This is a genomic window from Paenibacillus lactis, from assembly GCF_017873605.1.
GTDB classification, from domain to species: Bacteria; Bacillota; Bacilli; order Paenibacillales; family Paenibacillaceae; genus Paenibacillus_AQ; species Paenibacillus_AQ lactis.
This window is the reverse complement of record NZ_JAGGKI010000022.1, coordinates 51048-68392: the sequence shown is the minus strand read 5'-3', so window position 1 is coordinate 68392 and position 17345 is coordinate 51048. Positions and strand designations below refer to the sequence as shown.

The following is a 17345-nucleotide window of genomic DNA, read 5'->3' as shown; positions in this document are numbered from 1 at the left end:
AAACGGAAATCCAGGTCCCCTTAAGGGGCCTGTCTTTTCAAACGTTTACGATCAAGGTATCATGAGGATATCAGAGGTTGCAAGCCGTCACTGTGATAGCAGAAAGGTGAAGATGCCATTTGTCGATTAAGACCAAATTATCGATGATCATGTCCATATCGGTATTATTTATACTTCTGCTTAACATCACGCTCAACTACTATACAACGCAGGAAAATTTGCAGCGGGATAGCGAAGTCAAAATGGTTATGGCCGCAACCCAGATCGCGATAACCGTTCAGCAGACGGAGTTCAGCTCCTCTTATGTGGATGATCTGTTCGGAGATATGCTTAAAGATATTTCGATTGAAGCGGCTCAGGTGTTGGATCCGGATATCAATAATATTACGAACGGCCAGTTAGTCGAGCTAAGCAAGAAGTTAGGCGTGGCTCATATTTCGCTGCTGGTCAAGACGAAGGATGACGTCGTCGTTGCCCGTTCCTCCGCGAATGAAGAGATCGGATTGTCCACTAAAAACTGGGGTTATTGGCATACGGCGTTTCTCGAGCTATTCGAACACGGCGAGGTGCGCTCGGTTACGAAGGGCCAACGATCGGACAATTTCTGGTCCGGTCCATTCGAGTTCTCCACTTCAAATCCCGACATGATTTATAAATGGGGGTATTATTATGACGGGAAGCGCAATTATATTATCGACCCCTATATCCAGAACTCTACGTTTAAGGATTATGTAAAGGTTACGAGCCCGAATACGGTCGTTCAAGAGACGCTAAAAGCCAACCCGCATATATTGGAAGTAACGGGCATTAACCCTGAAACGTTTGGCAATCAATATATGAGAGAGGACGGCTCGGACGACGTTCATTATAAGCTCTACAACCGCCCCATTACGTTCGGCAGCTATCATTACGGCACGCTTGACCAGGATGTGGAGGCGGTTCGGAAGGCCGTGTCAACCGGCGAGAACGTCGTGCTTGTGGATACGATCCAAGGGAAAAAGGTGCTTAAGAGCTTTATCCCGATTGATTACGAGGACAAGCCCACCAATGTGATCAGCGTGGTCATGGATTATGAAGCCATTTCATCGGTCATGAGGGAGCAGATGATCAGTCTCGTCGCGATTTCCTTGGTTCTGCTAGAGATCGTTATTTTCGGGAGCTACATTGTAGCCGGCTATTTTACCAAGCCGATTCAGTCCATCCTGAGGACGGTCAATGACGTAGCGGACGGACACTTTGACCGGCGCCTGGAGGTAACGAGCCGCGATGAGCTGGGCCAGCTGGCCGGAAGGATTAATGCGATGACCCGCAATCTCGGCCACTATACAAGCCAATTGAAGCAGATGGTCGAGGAAAATCAATCCGTCAAAGAATATCTCGAATCCATCATTAACCAAACGGCGGATGCTATTCATACAACCGATACGCATGAGCGGGTGATCAGCGTGAACAACGCCTTCGAACAGCTGTACGGCTGGAAGGCGCATGAGGTGATCGGGCAAAAGCTGGAGCTCGTTCCCCCGTCCAAGCTGGATGAAGAGCGCGACCGGATTAGGCGGCTGCGGCAAGGAGAGCGTCTGCCTCCAGTCGAAACGGTCCGCATGCGGAAGGACGGAAGCCTGATTGAGGTCAGCATCAGCACCTCGCTCGTTCGGGACGAGCAGGGGCAAGTAACCTCGATGATCAGCGTGTCCAGGGATGTAACCGAGCGCAACCGGATTGAGGAGCTGCTGCGGCGCTCCGAGAAGCTGAATACGGTCGGTCAGCTGGCTGCCGGCGTGGCTCATGAAATCCGCAATCCGCTAACGACGCTGCGGGGATTCCTGCAGCTGCAGCAGCAGACCCGTTCCGTAAATCCGGATCATATTGACCTGATGCTGTCGGAGCTGGACCGTATTAATTTGATTGTGAGCGAGTTTTTGATTTTGGCAAAGCCGCAGGCGATTCATTTCCAGGAGCGGGATGTCAGAGGCATTCTCCGGGACGTTATATCGTTCTTGGACAGCCAGGCTCATCTATACGGGGTCGAGGTCAAGCTCGACTTCTCCTCCGAACCTGCGCTTGTCCACTGCGAGGAGAACCAGCTGAAGCAGGTATTTATCAATTTGCTTAAAAATGCGTTCGAAGCCATGCCGGACGGCGGAACAGTAACGATTACACTTAAACGCCCGGAAGGAGATCACGTGCTTATCACCATACAGGATGAAGGCCATGGCATACCGGAGGAGCTGATGCCTCACCTGGGTGAGCCGTTCATTACCAATAAGGAGACAGGAACCGGACTTGGGCTTATGGTGAGCCAGCGGATCATTCAGGGTCATCAAGGCACGCTTGAAATCGAGAGCAAGTCCGGGGTGGGAACGAAAATCAGCATCGTTCTTCCTGCGGCAAGACAATCAGACATGGAAGCATCATCAAACGATGAGTGACATAATAAGGGGATGGCAGCTTGAGAATCAATAAATTTATTAGCGAAACGGGATATTGCTCCCGGCGGGAAGCGGACAAGCTTGTAGAGAGCGGGAAGGTAACGATTAACGGCGAGATTGCCGTATTAGGAAGCCAAGCCGAGGAGGGCGATGATGTCCGTATTAACGGGCGTCCGCTGCAGGAGAAGAAGCAGCAGCACGTTTATATTGCGCTTAACAAGCCGGTAGGCATTACAAGCACGACGGAATCGCATATCAAAGGCAATATCGTCGATTTCGTAGGCCATAAGGAGCGCATCTTTCCAATCGGGCGGCTCGACAAGGATTCCGAGGGTTTAATCCTGCTAACCAACGACGGGGATATCGTCAATAAAATATTGAGATCCGAGGGCAAGCACGAGAAGGAATATATCGTGACGGTCAACCGCCCTGTTACCCCGGCCTTCCTGAAGGGGATGTCCAGCGGCGTCAAAATTTTAGGCGAGATGACGCTGCCCTGCCAGGTCACCCGGATTTCGGAGCGGGTATTCCGCATTATTCTAACCGAGGGGAAGAACCGGCAAATTCGGAGAATGTGCAGCGCGTTTGGCTACGAGGTTCGGAGGCTCAAACGGATCCGGATTATGAACATCCTTCTCGGGGAGCAGAAGGTAGGCACTTGGCGGGATTTGACCCCTGCGGAGAAGCAGGAGCTTGGCAAGCTGCTGAATTACAAGCTGGAGTAGAGGAAATACCATACGCTGGAAGTACCGGAGATACAAAAAAACAACCGATTCGTCTGTTTGGCAGAAGCGAATCGGTTGTTTCATTTATAGGGACTTGCGGCGGCTAATTGCCGGCTTCGTCGACACTCGTAAAGGTTGCGCTGTCCTGATATTTCCGGATAATGGACACTTCAACCCGGCGGTTCTTCGCCCGGCCTGCAGCCGTTGCATTGTCCGCGATCGGATGGTATTCGCCGTAGCCGATCGGCATGAAGCGTTTCGGATCCAGCGACGAGTTCGCCAGCAATATCTTCATGAATTGCAGCGCGCGGTCCGAGCTCAGATCCCAGTTTGACGGGTATTTGCTATTGGAGATCGGAACATTGTCGGTATGACCGGATACGATAATTTCATAATCCGGGAACTTTTGAAGCATTTGCGAGATGGCCTCAGCCAGCTTGCGGGCCTCCGGCTTCACGACAGCTTCCCCTGACGGGAACAGCGCGTTGTCGCGAATCGTCAGCACGAGCTGGGAATGGTTGAGCTTGGTGCTTAGCTCGGAGGTCAGCCCGTTATTTTTAATATAATTATCGATCTGCTTCTTGAGCTGCTCCAGCTCCTCTTGCTCCTGACGCATCAGCTCAGCCCGTCGTTGGTCGGCAGTCGGTGCGGGAATGGTGGGTGCTGTCGCTTTATGATCCTTAACATCAGGGGGATCGTCGCTTGGCTGGGTCTTGCTGTAATCCAGCACGCCGGTACCGCCCGTTAGGGCAATGCTGAAGGCCTCGCTCATCTCCTGGAATTTGCGCGCATCGGTCGCGCTCATGGCGTAGAGCACAAGGAATAACGCAAGCAGGAGCGTCAGCAAGTCGGCATAAGGGAGAAGCCAGGATTCATCAGCATGCTCTTCGTGCGGCTCGTGTCTAGTCTTCTTGCTCACTAGAACCAGCCTCCCTCTCATCAAGCTGAGCACGCTCGGACGGTGTCAGGAACACGGACAGCTTCTGGTTAATGGCGATCGTGGACACACCCGACTGAATGGACAGCAGGCCCTCGACCATCATAAGGCGGATTTCCACCTCGCGTTTCGACAGACGCTTCAGTTTATTTGCAATCGGATGGCAGATAACATAACCTGTAAAAATACCAAGCAGGGTGGCAATGAACGCAGCACCGATCGCGTGGGCCAGCTCGCCCATGTCTTCCATGTGGCTAAGGGCTGCGATCAGACCGATAACAGCGCCGAGAACCCCGAGCGACGGAGCGTACATACCGGCCTGGGAGAAGATCAAAGCCCCGGAACGATGGCGCTCTTCGGTGGCATTGATGTCTTCCATCAGCACGTCGCGGACGAATTCCTGATCGTTGCCGTCGATGATCATCCGCATGCCATTGCGCAGGAAGCCGTCATCAATTTCTTCGACTTTGGTTTCCAGGGCAAGCAATCCTTCACGGCGAGTGATGGAAGCCCATTCCATAAACAGCTTGATCATATCCGTCTTGTCCATCAGCTGCTGCTTCACAAAGGTCATTTTGATCAGCTTGGGAATTTTCTTCAGTTCCGAAAGAGGGAAACCGATGAATAAAGTTGCGGCAGTTCCGCCAAGAATGATTAAGTAAGCTGCCGGATTAATCAAAGACGCGATGGAGGCACCCTTGAGGATCATGCCCACCAGCACCGCGATAAGCCCGAGAATCAAACCTATAAGTGTTGAAATTTCCATGCTACACCTCATCCGTGAGAAATAAATAACGAATCCATTCGTTTTTAGCGGCTCTTGCGGCGAACCGCGCGCCTTTACGGGGCGTTATCCTATTTATCGTCAGATCGGGCTTTTTTTTTTAGTTGTAATTTCCGGTATAATAGAAGGAAGAGTAATCGAAGCTTAGCATGGCAGGAAGGAGTGATGGAGATGGGCGTAAAGCACGGAAGGGATTACGGCGAAATTCTGACCGAATTAACGGAAGCCGTTGGGCGTATTCCTGACAGCTATGTCTTCTTTGAAATGGATCCGGAGGATTGGGGCAGGCTGGAGGATGCCGAGCAGGCCGAGGTTCATGAGGCGCTGGCGGAGGATCTGTTCTATGCCTTGGGCACAGAGCCGGTCATTACGGTCGGCAGCGGGGTTGTCATGCATGATCGGATGAATCATCGGATACATATTTTGATCGGTGAGGAAGAGCTGGCATTCGTAGCGCTCGTGTAAGCCAGGCAGGTTATCAAGGAATGAAGCATGGAATAAAATAGATGGAAAGAAGCCCTAAGGACGTAACAATCGGCTTATGAAAGGTTTTTTTCGGGGAGGAATATAATGATGCTTTATACGCAGCAGGAAGTGGAGGCTCATCTAGAGAAGCTTGAAGGCTGGGAATTTGAACAGGGGAGATGGATTGTACGAAAGTACACCTTTTCCTCCTTCATGAAGGGAATCGCCTTTGTTGATGAGGTGGCAGCGATTTCGGAAGCTTTCGGACATCACCCCTACATCACCATTGATTATAAAACGGTGACGCTGCGCCTGACGTCATGGGATGACGGCGGAATAACGGCCGTCGACATCAAGGAGGCCCAGCAATTTAACGAAGTTTATGAGAAGAGCCGATCCAAGGATCTGAAGGATCCGGAATAGGCAATGTAGATTCGGGCAGCTGCAGAAGCGTTAGGCCCGAGAATTAAAAAACACGCTTGGATCCAAACAGCAGTCTGGGGATCCAAGCGTGTTTTGCGTAATAAGAGCTGATGGATTATTTTTTCTCAGCAAGGTAGAGCGCGATGTTTGCAATTTCCTCAGGCTTCAGCTGATCCTTAAAGGAAGGCATTCCTTTACGTCCCTTGGTAACTACGTTAAAGATTGCGTTCGCATCCATATGTCCGCCTACTTGATTCAGAGCCGGACCTGCACCGCCCTGGAGCTGATCGCCATGGCAGGAGATACAGCTGGCTTTCAATGTAGCTTCAGCCGCAGCGGCATCCAAAGTAACCTCCGGCATGGTTGGCTTCTCTTCCTGCGCCACCTGCTCCTTGCCTGGAAGCGTAAACATCAGCGCAATAGCCAACGCACATGCGACGAAGAACAGTCCGCTCATGATCCATTTTTGCATCGTCATATCGTCCTTTCTATGTATACTGCACTTTTGCACTTGTCTTCATTATAAACCAACATCCTTACACATCATAGCCAGTTGTGACAAAAAAAGCAATGTTCAAGCCTGCCTTCATAAAAAGTACACAAAATTGTACTTTTTCATATAGACAAGACTACTATTCCTCATTGGCCATCGGGTCATACACCATGCAATAAAAAGGCGCCATGCCCGTCGGCGTAAGGCGTTCGTACGTATCGGCAATGTAAAAGCCAGCCTTCCGGTAAGTCCGGATAGCCCGTTCATTCCAGGTAAGCACCTCAAGATCAATCTCGTCCGAAGGACGGCGCCGCTTCGCCTCATCCACAATTGCCTGCACGAACCGTTTACCCATTCCCCGGCCGCACCAATCAGGCCGCATGCCCAGGCCTAGACGCGTAACGCCTGCCATAGGGAATAGCTGGGCAAACCCCCAGAGCTGATCCTGCTCATCCAGCACGGACAGGTATTGCTGCAGGCGGATGCCGGGATCCCCGAATTCCACCCCTAGTCCCTTCATCTGCTCCCAAGGAAGAAAGCCATATATATTATAGGGCGGGGGATAGGACCAGGTGCAAATTTCAGCGGCATGGGCTTCCTGCATGACCACGGTATGAAACGAGGGTAAATTCGCCTCCATGTAAATACTCCTCTCATTCAAAACAATTCCGTTAGAGAGAGAATACATGCTGCTGAGCGGGATTGCAAAGATAATAGCGCAGGGGGAAACGAAACTGAAGCTAAAAAATTTTCGATTGTTTATTCGTATTGCTGTTTAGGTTAATTCTGGAAGGGTAAATAAAATGTAAGCGCTCGGATTGGCCGAATCTTGTTGGTGGCTTTGAGCATACAGAATGAAAAAATATTTTTGGATTTTCCGAAAAACATAGAACTTTTCCATGGCCTGAAACGTTATAGAGGTATAGACGAAAAATTATAGAAAAAAAGCCGCTGGGTGAGATCGGCACATCTCATGCTCCAGGGCTTATGGACATTCAGAAAAATTACGGTACAGTCAATTAATTGTAGTTCACGGCAAGGGACTTGTACGTGCTTTGGCTCATGATTCTCTTCGCGCCTACATAACGCTTCGCGTAGTAGCTCTGGCTGAGCGGGCTAACGATGACGCCGCGCGAGGAGGAAGAATGGGCGAACTTCCCGCCACCGACATAAATGCCAACATGGGAAACGCCTCTGCCGGAAGTATTAAAGAATACGAGATCCCCGGCCTTCAGGTTGCTCTTCGATACCGCGGTACCTACCTTGTATTGTGCTGCAGAAGTGCGCGGCAGGGTGAGGCCCAGCTTCTTGTAAATATAGCTGGTGAATCCGGAGCAATCAAAACCCTTTGTAGTGGTTCCGCCGGTTTTATAAGAGACACCGATGGTTGGTTTGATAACGGTATTCAACTTGGAATCCGCGAAAGCGCTACCGGTTCCAATCGTGAGCGCAAGGGCCAAGCCTAAAGAGATGGCTGTTAACTTCTTCTTCAAAACAAAAAGCTCCTTCCATTGCCTGCGAGGTTAGCTTAAGGGTTCGGTTGAAGGTCCCCTATGATCCCTCTCTAGCGAGATCAATTCACCCAAAACGGATCCCCCGCTTCCCGTATGAAGACGGGAATTCGGCTTTTAAAAGATGTCGATGTACCCAATATGACGTTCCAACATGTTAACATGATGACAATAGTTACAATAAAAATGACAAAGTTGTTACTAACATATTCGTTATTTTAGCAGAGTATTAACAATTTGGCAAACGAGGAAAGTTGTTTTTTTAACAAAAATCCCTGTCCACATTGAAGTGGGACAGGGATTTTGTATAAATATGGGAGGGGAACGTTGAGGATTCCGGTTGGATGGGAAAGTTATCGTTCGAAATCTATCCTTTTCGGAGGCTGCTTTAGCTTCCGGTTACAACCTTTTTACCACATTTAAACGATGAATGGTTGTTAATGAAATGTAACTTTTGTAACCGTTATGGATTTGAAGCTACGGACGCTCTCCATAAATGATATTGGGAAGAAATTCCCCATATTTGGAAGAGCCCGTTCAGGAAATAGGAGGCTTGCTGAATGATGAGTCCGATTAATCCCGCCCAGAACAGGGACGCCGAGCTGAACAGCAGGAGAATGACAAATGCGGCTCCACCAACAGAAATGGACAGCAGTACAGCCGTTCCCAGCTTGCGTATGAGCGCCGTGACGGATGCGATCATACCGAGCTCTCCGGTATGCCCGAACTGCATATACAGCAGCACAAGGCGAATAACATAGGTATAGAGGAACCAGGCCGCCGCGTAAGGCAGCACCCGGAGCAGCTGGGAAGGCTCCTGAATGGAGCCGAGCAGTGCCGGAAGAGCCTTGGGAATGATCCAGTAACCCGGCGCAACCGTAAGAACAAGCTCGATGAGATAGAACACCGTTACCGATTTCCAATGCTTCCGCATGCCGATGAAGAAGAACAGACCGCGTTCGCCACGGGCCTCCTGATGGAGGTTGTAGAAGATGCCGGAGCGAATCAGCGGGGTAAGCACCATGCGGACGAGGAGCAGAGCGGCAAGGATCCAGCCGTAGGTATGAACCGTATTGCTGAGCGACAAGCTCATTTCGCCCTCATAGAAGAACAGGAGGCGGCTCAGCTCGTTAGGAGCCGGATCCGGGTACCGCATCAAAAGCGGGACGACGGCGGATTTCACGAGCCTGTACAGACAGTAGCCCCAGAGAAGACGGTACAAGAACAGTAGAATGGAGACGTATAATTGATCTTTAACACTGATCCAGCCTTGGCCTGCATAGCTTTTCATGTGCTCCCCCCTCACCACGACATGCTGCCGAACAGCGTCTCCACGAGCTTGGTAATACCGAGATTCCAACGTGTAACGACTTTCGGATCCATGCCAGCCTTCATATAGTTATTCATGTGTTTATTCTCCAGCATGATGGTATATTTCGGATCCACCATGGCCCAGGCGAGCGGTGTATGGTATTCCAGCGTATAAGTTACTTTGCCGTTCTTGCCGCTCCATGTTCGCTCAACAAGCTTGCCATCCTCAAAAGCGAACACAATCGGCACATCGGTAACATCGCCGCCCTTGCTCGTGATGTTTACGGTCGAAACAAACCGTGGGTGCGCTTGTGAGCCTTTATTTTTGGTTTTGATCTGGTCGATCGCGATGTCAGCCATTTGGCTGCCGTAAACGTACTGATCGAAATACGACTGCCATGAGGACTGGGTAACCTGTTCAACAACCTTCTGGAAGTCCGTCGTTGTCGGATGCTTGAAGCGGAATTTTTTGGCGTAGGTCATCATGATTTTATCCATCGTCTTGGATCCGACTTGTCGCTCGATGCCCTGGAGCACCAGCTTGCCGCGTGTATAGACGTTGAGTGCGTAATTTTCATGCGAGCTGTATTTCCAGGACTCCATCTTAAGCGGTTCAGGCGACGTAATGGATGCGCCTTGCGCTGCGGTATTGGATGTAATTCCGTACTGCTTCTCCATGACCTTCTCCTCGGCATAGGAAGCAAAGGCCTCGTCCAGCCATGCCTCTTCGAATTCGTTATTGGCTACGATGCCGTAGAAATATTGGTGGGCGATTTCATGGATGACGGTCCGCTCCAGCTCATATCCGGGCGAGTCGTTATTGGCTCCGAAGGCGGTGACGAGCGTCGGGTATTCCATGCCGCCTGCACCGTTGCCGGAATAAGGCGGGACAACGATGGATAATGTGGAGTACGGATAGGAGCCGTACCATTTGCCGAAAGAGGACAGCGCCGTTTTGGCTGTATCAAAATAACGCTCCTTCAAATCCTTATGAGCAGGATCAAGGTACAGCTTGATCCGGACGCCAGGGATACCCGGAGCGGAGTAAGCCTCTTCCGCCGTCACGAAGTTCGGCGAGGCGGCCCAGGCGAAGTCATGCACGTCATCCGCATAGAATTGGTAAATTTTCTCGCCATTTGCTTTCTGCGCAGGCTTGGTCGGGAACCCGGTAGCGGCTACGATATAGTCCTCGGGTACACGAATCCGAACGCTATAGATGCCGAAGTTCGAGTAAAACTCCGAATTGCCGTGATACTGATGTAAGTTCCAGCCTTCCTGGGTTCTTTCCCGCGTGCCGGCAGGCTCGTATACCGATATCTTGGGAAACCACTGGCCAGCCATGACAAAATCCTCGGTCCGGCCCATGCGCGCGAAAATCTTCGGCAGCTCTACCTCAAACTCCAAATGCAGGGTTATACTCTCTCCGCCTTTTACAGGCTTGGGCAACCGGAGTTTGGCAAGACTTTGATCTTTGATGTTCCCGTCATCCGGCTGAACAAACTGCAGTCGTTGCGTCAGGCCCAGGCCCTCGGTCGTTTTCACGTTCGTAATCTTCATCGACCCATAGCCGTTCTCGGGCATCGGATCGGATCGAAGCCTGCCTCCGGACTCCTTCATGAACGTCGTTTCATCGGATGCAAAGGCGTTCGGGTATAAATGGAAGTAGAGCTCATTCACGCTTCTTTTGCCAGGATGGGTCCAGGTGACGGTCTGCTTGCCTTTCAGCTTGTTTTGTTCAGGCTCGTACCTTACATCCATGTGGTATTCGACCAGCCGGTCGCTAAGCGCAGGGGCCGGTGCATCAGGCTGAACCTTTGGAGGTGAAAGCGGGGCCTTCTCCACGGCAGAGACGGAGGGCTTGCCCCCATTCGGAGCAAGCGCCGACAAGGAGGACCCTTGATTAGAAAGAAATATTGGCATCGATCCTGCAAGCAAACCCAAGGCGAGCAGGGATGATAGAAAGACTTTGGCACGTGGTGGGACCATATCGAATAACCTCCCGTTGACAAGCATCTACAGCATGTATATGTTTGCTTTTGGAGGATTATTAGTTAAAATAAAATTATTGGGACAAAGGTAGTTACGATGCAGCCGACAGGCTTTGTCGGCTCTGATATAGGAGGTTTTGCGGCAATGGAGAACGGGAGTCAGGAACAGGGCGCTAAGAAACAGATCGCGCTGAACATTATTAACAGCAAGAGCAAGCATAAAGGGTTCGGTGCAGGATCGATTGATTTGAACAGCCTTTCGCCAGTCATTATCGATAATGGCGAGGCCAAGGTGGATATTGGGGCCATGCATGCAAAGAGCAAGGTGGAGCGGGGCATCCGGTTTACGACGGACCGGGACGAGGTGCCTAATGGCCGTCAGGTGTGGATCGTATGGGTAGCGGTGGACCGCACGGCTGAAGGGCAGCATTACGCCGGTGCGACCGCTTGCGAAATGTGGATCGATCAGGAGGCGCGCAAGGGCTGGAAAATCCTCGCCGATCATGTGAACAAGATGGACGCTGCGCTAAAGCGCCGGATTATTCTGGACGGACTTGGCGATGTAGAGAAGAAGGCGCTGCGCGAGCTGCTGATTTCCCGCAATGAGGAATGGTGGAACGCATCCCCGGATGAATTCAAGGAAGCGCTTCGGACTGAGGAATAATTACATTGCCTTGAAAAGAAAGTTTTAGGATTAGAACGCGAAGAAAGACCGGTCAAGATTCGAGGGAGGAATCTTAACCGGTCTTTTTGTGCTGGCGTGTTTAGTTATCGGATTCATCAGAAGGGCAGAGCATATGTCAGATTCTTCTTGATATCGAGAAACGGATTTTCATATTGCAGCGTCAGCTTGCCGCTCTTATAACCGACAAACGTCAGACCATCACCGATGAAGCCCACCTCATTCGGCGGCATTTCCCCGATGGCCTTGATGCTTTCCTCATCCAGAATCTCAGGATAAATCAGCTCTGCTTTCGTGCCAGTCGGGTTAACGATGTACAGGGTTGCCTTCGTATACGGCCGGACGAGCAGGAAGTCCTGTTCGATCGCCTCCACCGTGAAATCATCCTTTACGCCTGTAAGGGCGGCGAGATCATAGGTTTTGACCGTCTTGCCGGTCGGATGAACGAGCTCCAGCTTGCTGCCGTTCATCATGGCGATATTTCCTTTATAGCCGGTAACGTTCGGCTCGTAGTTAATGCCCGCGAAGTTGGCATTCTGGGTTGCGGCTGTTTTGATGATCTTCTGATCCCGAATGAGTACACGGTATCTAGCTTCATGGATATGCGGCTCTCCGTACGTGTTATAGATGTCGGCCACGTACGTATTGCCATTTACCTTATGCGCATCGATCTCAAGAATGTCGATATTTTCAATAGACACCTTGCCTGCTTTTACAGGAACCGTTCCTGCTTTCCCCATATAGAGCGTTCCGTTCTCCCGGTTCACCCAGAACAGCATGCTGCCTTTTGCCGTGTAGGCATATCCGGTTCCCGGGTTAAAGGTTGTTGCCAATCCGGATTTGGCATCATAACGAAGCGGAATGGCAAACGCTTTGGTAATCAGGCTGGCAGGGACGTAGGTGACCCCTTTCTTGATGACCGGCGCGGCCTCGAGCTTCAGCACGCTGCCTTTCGCATTCACGGCACGAGCCTGCCCGACCTTGATCCGGACGGATTCCTTCGGACTGTTAATGTACATCTGGTTCTTGCCAACAACCGTCAGCTGCAGCTGGAGCGATTCGGAAATTTCCTTCAACGGTACATATAAGACTTTATTCTTCGTAAATGGCTGATTTTTAAGATCAATCGTGCTCCATGCGGCTTTGGCCTCCGAGGCGGCTGCTGCGGCATGCGAGGGTACTGTCGCGGCGGACGCTGTTAATAACAGCGTCGCGGCTAGGGAGGCGGTTCCGGCTGCTTTCATCCATTTTCTTGTGTTCATGATAGGTCTCCTCCTTTAATCGTTGGGTTATCTTTCTCCCATATGCATAGACGAGTCAAACGTGGAAAATGTTTCATTAAAGAGCGAAATGATATGAAAAAAAATATATAGCCAGCCGAATTGCCCTGCTTCTAAGCCCATAAAAAAAGAAGCTTCATCCTGCAGGATGAAGCTTCGAAGAGTGTTCGCTGTCACGACCGGGCTATCGGCTGGGATAAGCCCTCGGTTACGGATTCCCGATCCTTGCCAAGCAGGATGGACAGGCCGAGCAGGGTAACGATAATGGTTGCCCCCATATCCGAAATGATCGCGATCCACAGCGTCAGCCATCCGGGGATGGTGAGCAGGAGAGCAATCGCCTTCAAGGACAGTGAGATCCCAATATTCCATTGGATGATGCGGTTTACCCGGCGGGCCGTTCGGATCGCTCCGGGAAGCTTGCCGAGGTGATCCTGCATTAAGACGACGTCCGCCGTTTCGATGGCGCTATCGGTCCCCTTGCCCATGGCAATCCCAAGATCCGCCGCAGCCAATGCCGGGGCATCGTTGATGCCGTCACCGACCATGCCGGTCTTCCGGCGGGAGGCCAGTTCCTTGATTTTGGATACCTTCTGTTCAGGGAGCAGGCTTGCAAAGACGCGGGTGACGCCGGATTGCTTCGCGATGGACTGCGCGGATTGCTCATGATCGCCGGTAAGCATAATCGTTTCGGTAATGCCGGCTTCGTGAAGCTTACGGACGACGTCCGCCGTTTCCGCCCGGATCTCGTCCGCCAGACCGAAATGGCCCAATACGCCGTCTTCGCTTACAGCCGCAACAATCGTATATCCCTGTGCCTTTAAGTGGGCAATATCTGCTTTGACGGCGGCCAGATCATTCCGGGCGCTGTCATGAATATGGGACAGAACATCCTCACTGCCGACCCAATACAACTGTCCGTTGATTCGGGCCCGGACACCTTCACCCGGGAGAACCGTAATATCCTGCGGATCACGGAACGTACACTGCGGCTGCTTGATTTCAAGATGCTTCATTACCGCTTTGGCCAGCGGGTGGAGCGATGCTTGCTCGATAGCCCCAACCACCGCGTAAAAGCGGTCTTGGTCGTAGACCGTCTCGGCATACACGGCGGGCTTGCCCTTGGTGAGCGTGCCGGTCTTATCGAAAGCAATGGCCTCCAAGCGGCCGAGCTGCTCCAGATGGATGCCGCCCTTGATCAGAATGCCGTTTCGGGCTGCCCGGGTCATGCCGCTGACGAGCGCAATCGGCGATGACAGCACAAGCGAACAAGGACATCCGACAATAAGGATGGATAGTCCCTGGTAGATCCACGTCATCCAGGGCTGATTCAACAGCAGCGGAGGGATCAGTGCAACGCCGAGCGCGATGATCATAATGGCGGGCGTATAGTATTTGGCGAACTTATCGATAAACAGCTCGGTCGGCGTCTTGCTGTCTTGCGCTTCCTGTACCAAGTGCATAATCTTGGCGAGGGAAGAATCCTCATATGCCTTCGAAATAGCGATATGGAGCACGCCGTCCGTGCTTACGCTGCCGCCAAAGACCGCATCGCCCACCCGCTTGGTTACGGGCACCGATTCGCCCGTAATCGCAGCTTCATTGACGGCTCCGGCTCCGCTGGCAATCGTACCGTCAGACGGAATTTTCTCGCCGGGCCGGACCCGAACTACGTCGCCGGGTTTAAGGGTTCCGATCGGCACGAGGACAGGCTCGCCGTCCCGCAGCAATTCCGCTTCCTTCGGCGCGGCCGCCAGCAGAGCTTCCATGGACTGACGGGCGCGGTTCATGCCGTAGCCCTCCAGCAGCTCATTGAGCCCGAACAGGATCGCGACCAGCGTAGCCTCCCGCCATTCGCCTATGATGACCGCACCGACGAGCGCTACGGTCATCAACGTGTCCATATTAAATTTGAAGCGGGTCAGGTTTCTAAGGCCCCGAAGAAATGTTGTGTAGCCGCTAAGCAGCATGGCGCCCGCATACAGTGCGATCAACACGGGCTGCATGGTTCTTCCTTCCAATAGGAAGGTGAGCAGGTACAGCGCAGCCGAGATGCCGAGCAGCCATTTCATCTTCCGCGTGCTGTCCTGTGCGTGATCGTGGGCATGGCTGCGGTGTTCATGACCGGCCGCCCCGTGGTCGGAATGGCCGCCGGGCGATGCGGCTGCTTGGGAGGAAGATGACGGGGCTTGAACGATTCGTGCTCCATCGCTCTTCAAGATGCTTTCTACGCGGCTGAGATCCACATGAGGGGAGACAGTCAGCTTCCCGCTGTTATAACTCAGTCGGGCATTGTCGCCATGTTTGAGCTTCTGGATCTCCTCCTGCATTTCACGCGTGCAGTTCGGGCAGGAGAGGCCCTGTACGCGATATTCAACAAAGCTAGGACCATCCGTCTCTGGAGATGGCTTCGTTTGTGATTTTTGCATACCCATTTACCTCTTCTCCTTCTGATGCTCCAGCGTCATATGAAGCAGGGTACGGATGTGATCATCCACAAGCGAGTAATACACATTCTTTCCGGATTTTCGCGATTTGGCGATATCCTTGTTCTTCAGCGTTCTTAGATGATGAGAAGCCGTTGCCGTGGAGCAGCCGAGCAGCTCGGCAATATCGCAGACGCACAGCTCGCCTCCGCGGTCCAGCATATAGGCGACCTTCACCCGAGTAGGGTCCGCTAGAGCTTTGAAGATTTCCGCCATCCCCTGCACATCATTGTCGGACACCTGCTCGCTTAATACGGCAGCGACCCTGTCCGGTGAAGGGCACGTGATTTCACATAGCTCGGTGGAATTGTCTGCCGGTACGGTTCGGGTTTCCATATCCAATCGCCTCCTTGAAGAAAATGATTAGGGCTCTTATTCTTTATATTCAAACCATCGTTTAATTGTTTAAACCTAATATACCTCTTTTTATTATTATATTCAAATGAATGTTTGATTGTTCCTGGGATTTCGCGCTCGGCCAGGGAAAAGCGCAAGCCTGATTTTTGAAAATCTGTGCCGTTAGGAGCAGGGCATATAGGTCAGAAAATCCTTCCATTTCCTTGGCGGCAAATTTATACTTAATAGCAAAAAGCGAAGTCCCTATGAAGTGAGCGAAGCTTGCCGGTGAGCGTTCCCCGTGCCCCCGGTGCAAGAATTGGGCCAGCGGCTCATCACAACCGTTATATCAGCATCATCTGTACCTGATCCTTCAATTGCAGAATCGTAAATAACAGGGAGGCATGCGTATGATGTGTCCAATATGCCGATACGAGACGGAAGAAGGGAAGTACTGCGAGCAGTGCGGAGCCCGTCTGATCATCGAGGATAAGGCCGTATTTACAGCGTTCAAAGAGCAGGCGGCTGCCTCGGAGGTATATGGTGTTCACCAGGGAAGCACAAGATATAGAGGCAGCTCCCAAGGTGAGAAGGAGATGCCTGTGTACATACCGCCTGACATTCCGTTTCATACCGCGGGACGGCAGCACGTAGAAGAGGAAGCCGTATCCAACCCTTATTGGGAAAGCATTAAGTTATACGGGCAAATCTACGGAGACTATGTGGTCAAGGGATTGAAGCATCCGATCGCATCCGCTTCCGCCACGGATGGCAGCCAGCTGCTTAACGCGACGGTGTCCATGCTGCTGTATGTTCTGTTTCTTCCGCTCTTGGGTTATGTTACCCTGAGCTTTGACGGAGCAATCCTGCAGAAGGGAGCTTTTGTTCATCTGGTCCTGAAGCCGATGGGCTGGCTGGCGCTGTTCTTATTTTTGCTCAATGTATTTACTTTTACCGCCGTGAAGCTATCCAATTACCCGGGAGTCAAGCTGAAGGAAGTGATGGCAAGGTTCGGGACATTTCTGACCCCGTTTCTGGCCCTGCTCGTCATCAGCCCGCTATTTCTATTTATAAACAGCGACATTACAACGGTCATCCTGATTCTGTCGTTTGTCACCACGGTGATCACGATCCCGGTGCTCGTCATGAACAGCTACAAGCGCAAAAAAACCGGCGGCTTGGATCCGTTGTACGCGATCCTGTTGGTCTATGCCGCAAGCCTGCTGGTGCTTGCTGTGATCTGGGATATCTTTACCCGCTATTTGACCACAAGCCTTTAGAAGGTATGAAGGGATCTACATCCATTACATAAGAGCACAAGAAAAGCAGCAGGGATGCCTGCTGCTTTTCTTATATATCGATGTGTCTGATTGTGATGGATGCTGCTAGAGCACACGGAGCTACGGAAGGCTTGAAAGTTTTCTAAAATGGGGCACTCTGCAGGGTTCCTGGCGTACGTTGCTTGGAGCCACATCAAGGTATCCGCCCGCTCGAC

The 17345-nt window shown here is 51.7% G+C and carries 16 protein-coding genes and 1 riboswitch; of the genes, 6 read left to right on the top strand and 10 right to left on the bottom strand.

The annotated features are described in order from the left end of the window. The first annotated feature begins 119 nt into the window (after nt 1-119). Together J2Z18_RS26530 and rluF are read left to right on the top strand one after the other, a co-directional pair. Nucleotides 120-2429, top strand: coding sequence for an ATP-binding protein (locus J2Z18_RS26530; RefSeq protein ID WP_007133235.1), 2310 nt, complete (start codon nt 120-122; stop codon nt 2427-2429). Between the two features lie 20 nt (nt 2430-2449). After that, nucleotides 2450-3154 carry a 23S rRNA pseudouridine(2604) synthase RluF gene (gene rluF, locus J2Z18_RS26525; protein WP_007133236.1) on the top strand — a complete coding sequence of 235 codons (705 nt, stop codon included), beginning with the start codon at nt 2450-2452 and terminating at the stop codon, nt 3152-3154. 103 nt (nt 3155-3257) lie between these two features. Here the strand turns inward: rluF and motB are convergent, their stop codons facing one another. Together motB and motA are read right to left on the bottom strand one after the other, a co-directional pair. Then, nucleotides 3258-4073, bottom strand: a complete 816-nt coding sequence (gene motB / locus J2Z18_RS26520; protein WP_007133237.1) for a flagellar motor protein MotB — start codon at nt 4071-4073, stop codon at nt 3258-3260. After that, nucleotides 4057-4857, bottom strand: a complete 801-nt coding sequence (gene motA, locus J2Z18_RS26515) for a flagellar motor stator protein MotA (protein ID WP_007133238.1) — start codon at nt 4855-4857, stop codon at nt 4057-4059. The genes motB and motA overlap by 17 nt, the downstream gene beginning before the upstream one ends. 189 nt (nt 4858-5046) lie before the next feature. On the opposite strand from motA, the gene J2Z18_RS26510 reads away from it, so the two are divergent. Both J2Z18_RS26510 and J2Z18_RS26505 read left to right on the top strand, forming a co-directional pair. After that, a complete protein-coding gene (locus J2Z18_RS26510; protein WP_007133239.1) occupies nt 5047-5340 on the top strand; it encodes a hypothetical protein in 294 nt (97 codons plus the stop codon). Nucleotides 5341-5448: 108 nt separating this feature from the next. Further along, nucleotides 5449-5763 (top strand): 4a-hydroxytetrahydrobiopterin dehydratase, encoded by a 315-nt coding sequence (locus J2Z18_RS26505; RefSeq protein ID WP_007133240.1) that lies wholly within the window; start codon nt 5449-5451, stop codon nt 5761-5763. Between the two features lie 115 nt (nt 5764-5878). Here the strand turns inward: J2Z18_RS26505 and J2Z18_RS26500 are convergent, their stop codons facing one another. From J2Z18_RS26500 to J2Z18_RS26480, 5 genes are all read right to left on the bottom strand, one after another. Then, nucleotides 5879-6235, bottom strand: a complete 357-nt coding sequence (locus tag J2Z18_RS26500; protein ID WP_007133241.1) for a c-type cytochrome — start codon at nt 6233-6235, stop codon at nt 5879-5881. A gap of 160 nt (nt 6236-6395) precedes the next feature. After that, on the bottom strand, nt 6396-6896 hold the full coding sequence (locus J2Z18_RS26495; protein ID WP_007133242.1) for a GNAT family N-acetyltransferase: 501 nt from the start codon (nt 6894-6896) through the stop codon (nt 6396-6398). A 379-nt stretch (nt 6897-7275) separates the two neighbouring features. Beyond that, complete coding sequence (locus J2Z18_RS26490) at nt 7276-7749, bottom strand: C40 family peptidase (protein WP_007133243.1); 474 nt, start codon at nt 7747-7749, stop codon at nt 7276-7278. 4 nt (nt 7750-7753) lie between these two features. After that, a riboswitch (cyclic di-AMP (ydaO/yuaA leader) is annotated at nt 7754-7893 on the bottom strand. A 337-nt stretch (nt 7894-8230) separates the two neighbouring features. After that, nucleotides 8231-9058 carry a hypothetical protein gene (locus J2Z18_RS26485; RefSeq protein WP_007133244.1) on the bottom strand — a complete coding sequence of 276 codons (828 nt, stop codon included), beginning with the start codon at nt 9056-9058 and terminating at the stop codon, nt 8231-8233. An 11-nt stretch (nt 9059-9069) separates the two neighbouring features. Further along, nucleotides 9070-11064, bottom strand: coding sequence for a M1 family metallopeptidase (locus tag J2Z18_RS26480; RefSeq protein ID WP_007133245.1), 1995 nt, complete (start codon nt 11062-11064; stop codon nt 9070-9072). A gap of 147 nt (nt 11065-11211) precedes the next feature. Between J2Z18_RS26480 and J2Z18_RS26475 the strand changes: the two genes are divergently transcribed. Next, nucleotides 11212-11730, top strand: coding sequence for a YwhD family protein (locus J2Z18_RS26475; protein WP_007133246.1), 519 nt, complete (start codon nt 11212-11214; stop codon nt 11728-11730). A 116-nt stretch (nt 11731-11846) separates the two neighbouring features. Here the strand turns inward: J2Z18_RS26475 and J2Z18_RS26470 are convergent, their stop codons facing one another. From J2Z18_RS26470 to J2Z18_RS26460, 3 genes are all read right to left on the bottom strand, one after another. After that, nucleotides 11847-13010: a copper amine oxidase N-terminal domain-containing protein gene (locus J2Z18_RS26470; protein WP_007133247.1), complete on the bottom strand. Its 1164-nt coding sequence runs from the start codon at nt 13008-13010 to the stop codon at nt 11847-11849. A 191-nt stretch (nt 13011-13201) separates the two neighbouring features. Beyond that, a complete protein-coding gene (locus J2Z18_RS26465; protein WP_210095577.1) occupies nt 13202-15463 on the bottom strand; it encodes a heavy metal translocating P-type ATPase in 2262 nt (753 codons plus the stop codon). Then, entirely contained in the window at nt 15464-15850 is a 387-nt protein-coding gene (locus tag J2Z18_RS26460) for an ArsR/SmtB family transcription factor (protein WP_144872826.1), read from the bottom strand. Between the two features lie 410 nt (nt 15851-16260). On the opposite strand from J2Z18_RS26460, the gene J2Z18_RS26455 reads away from it, so the two are divergent. Next, nucleotides 16261-17130: a hypothetical protein gene (locus tag J2Z18_RS26455; protein WP_144879334.1), complete on the top strand. Its 870-nt coding sequence runs from the start codon at nt 16261-16263 to the stop codon at nt 17128-17130. The last annotated feature ends 215 nt before the right edge of the window (nt 17131-17345 follow it).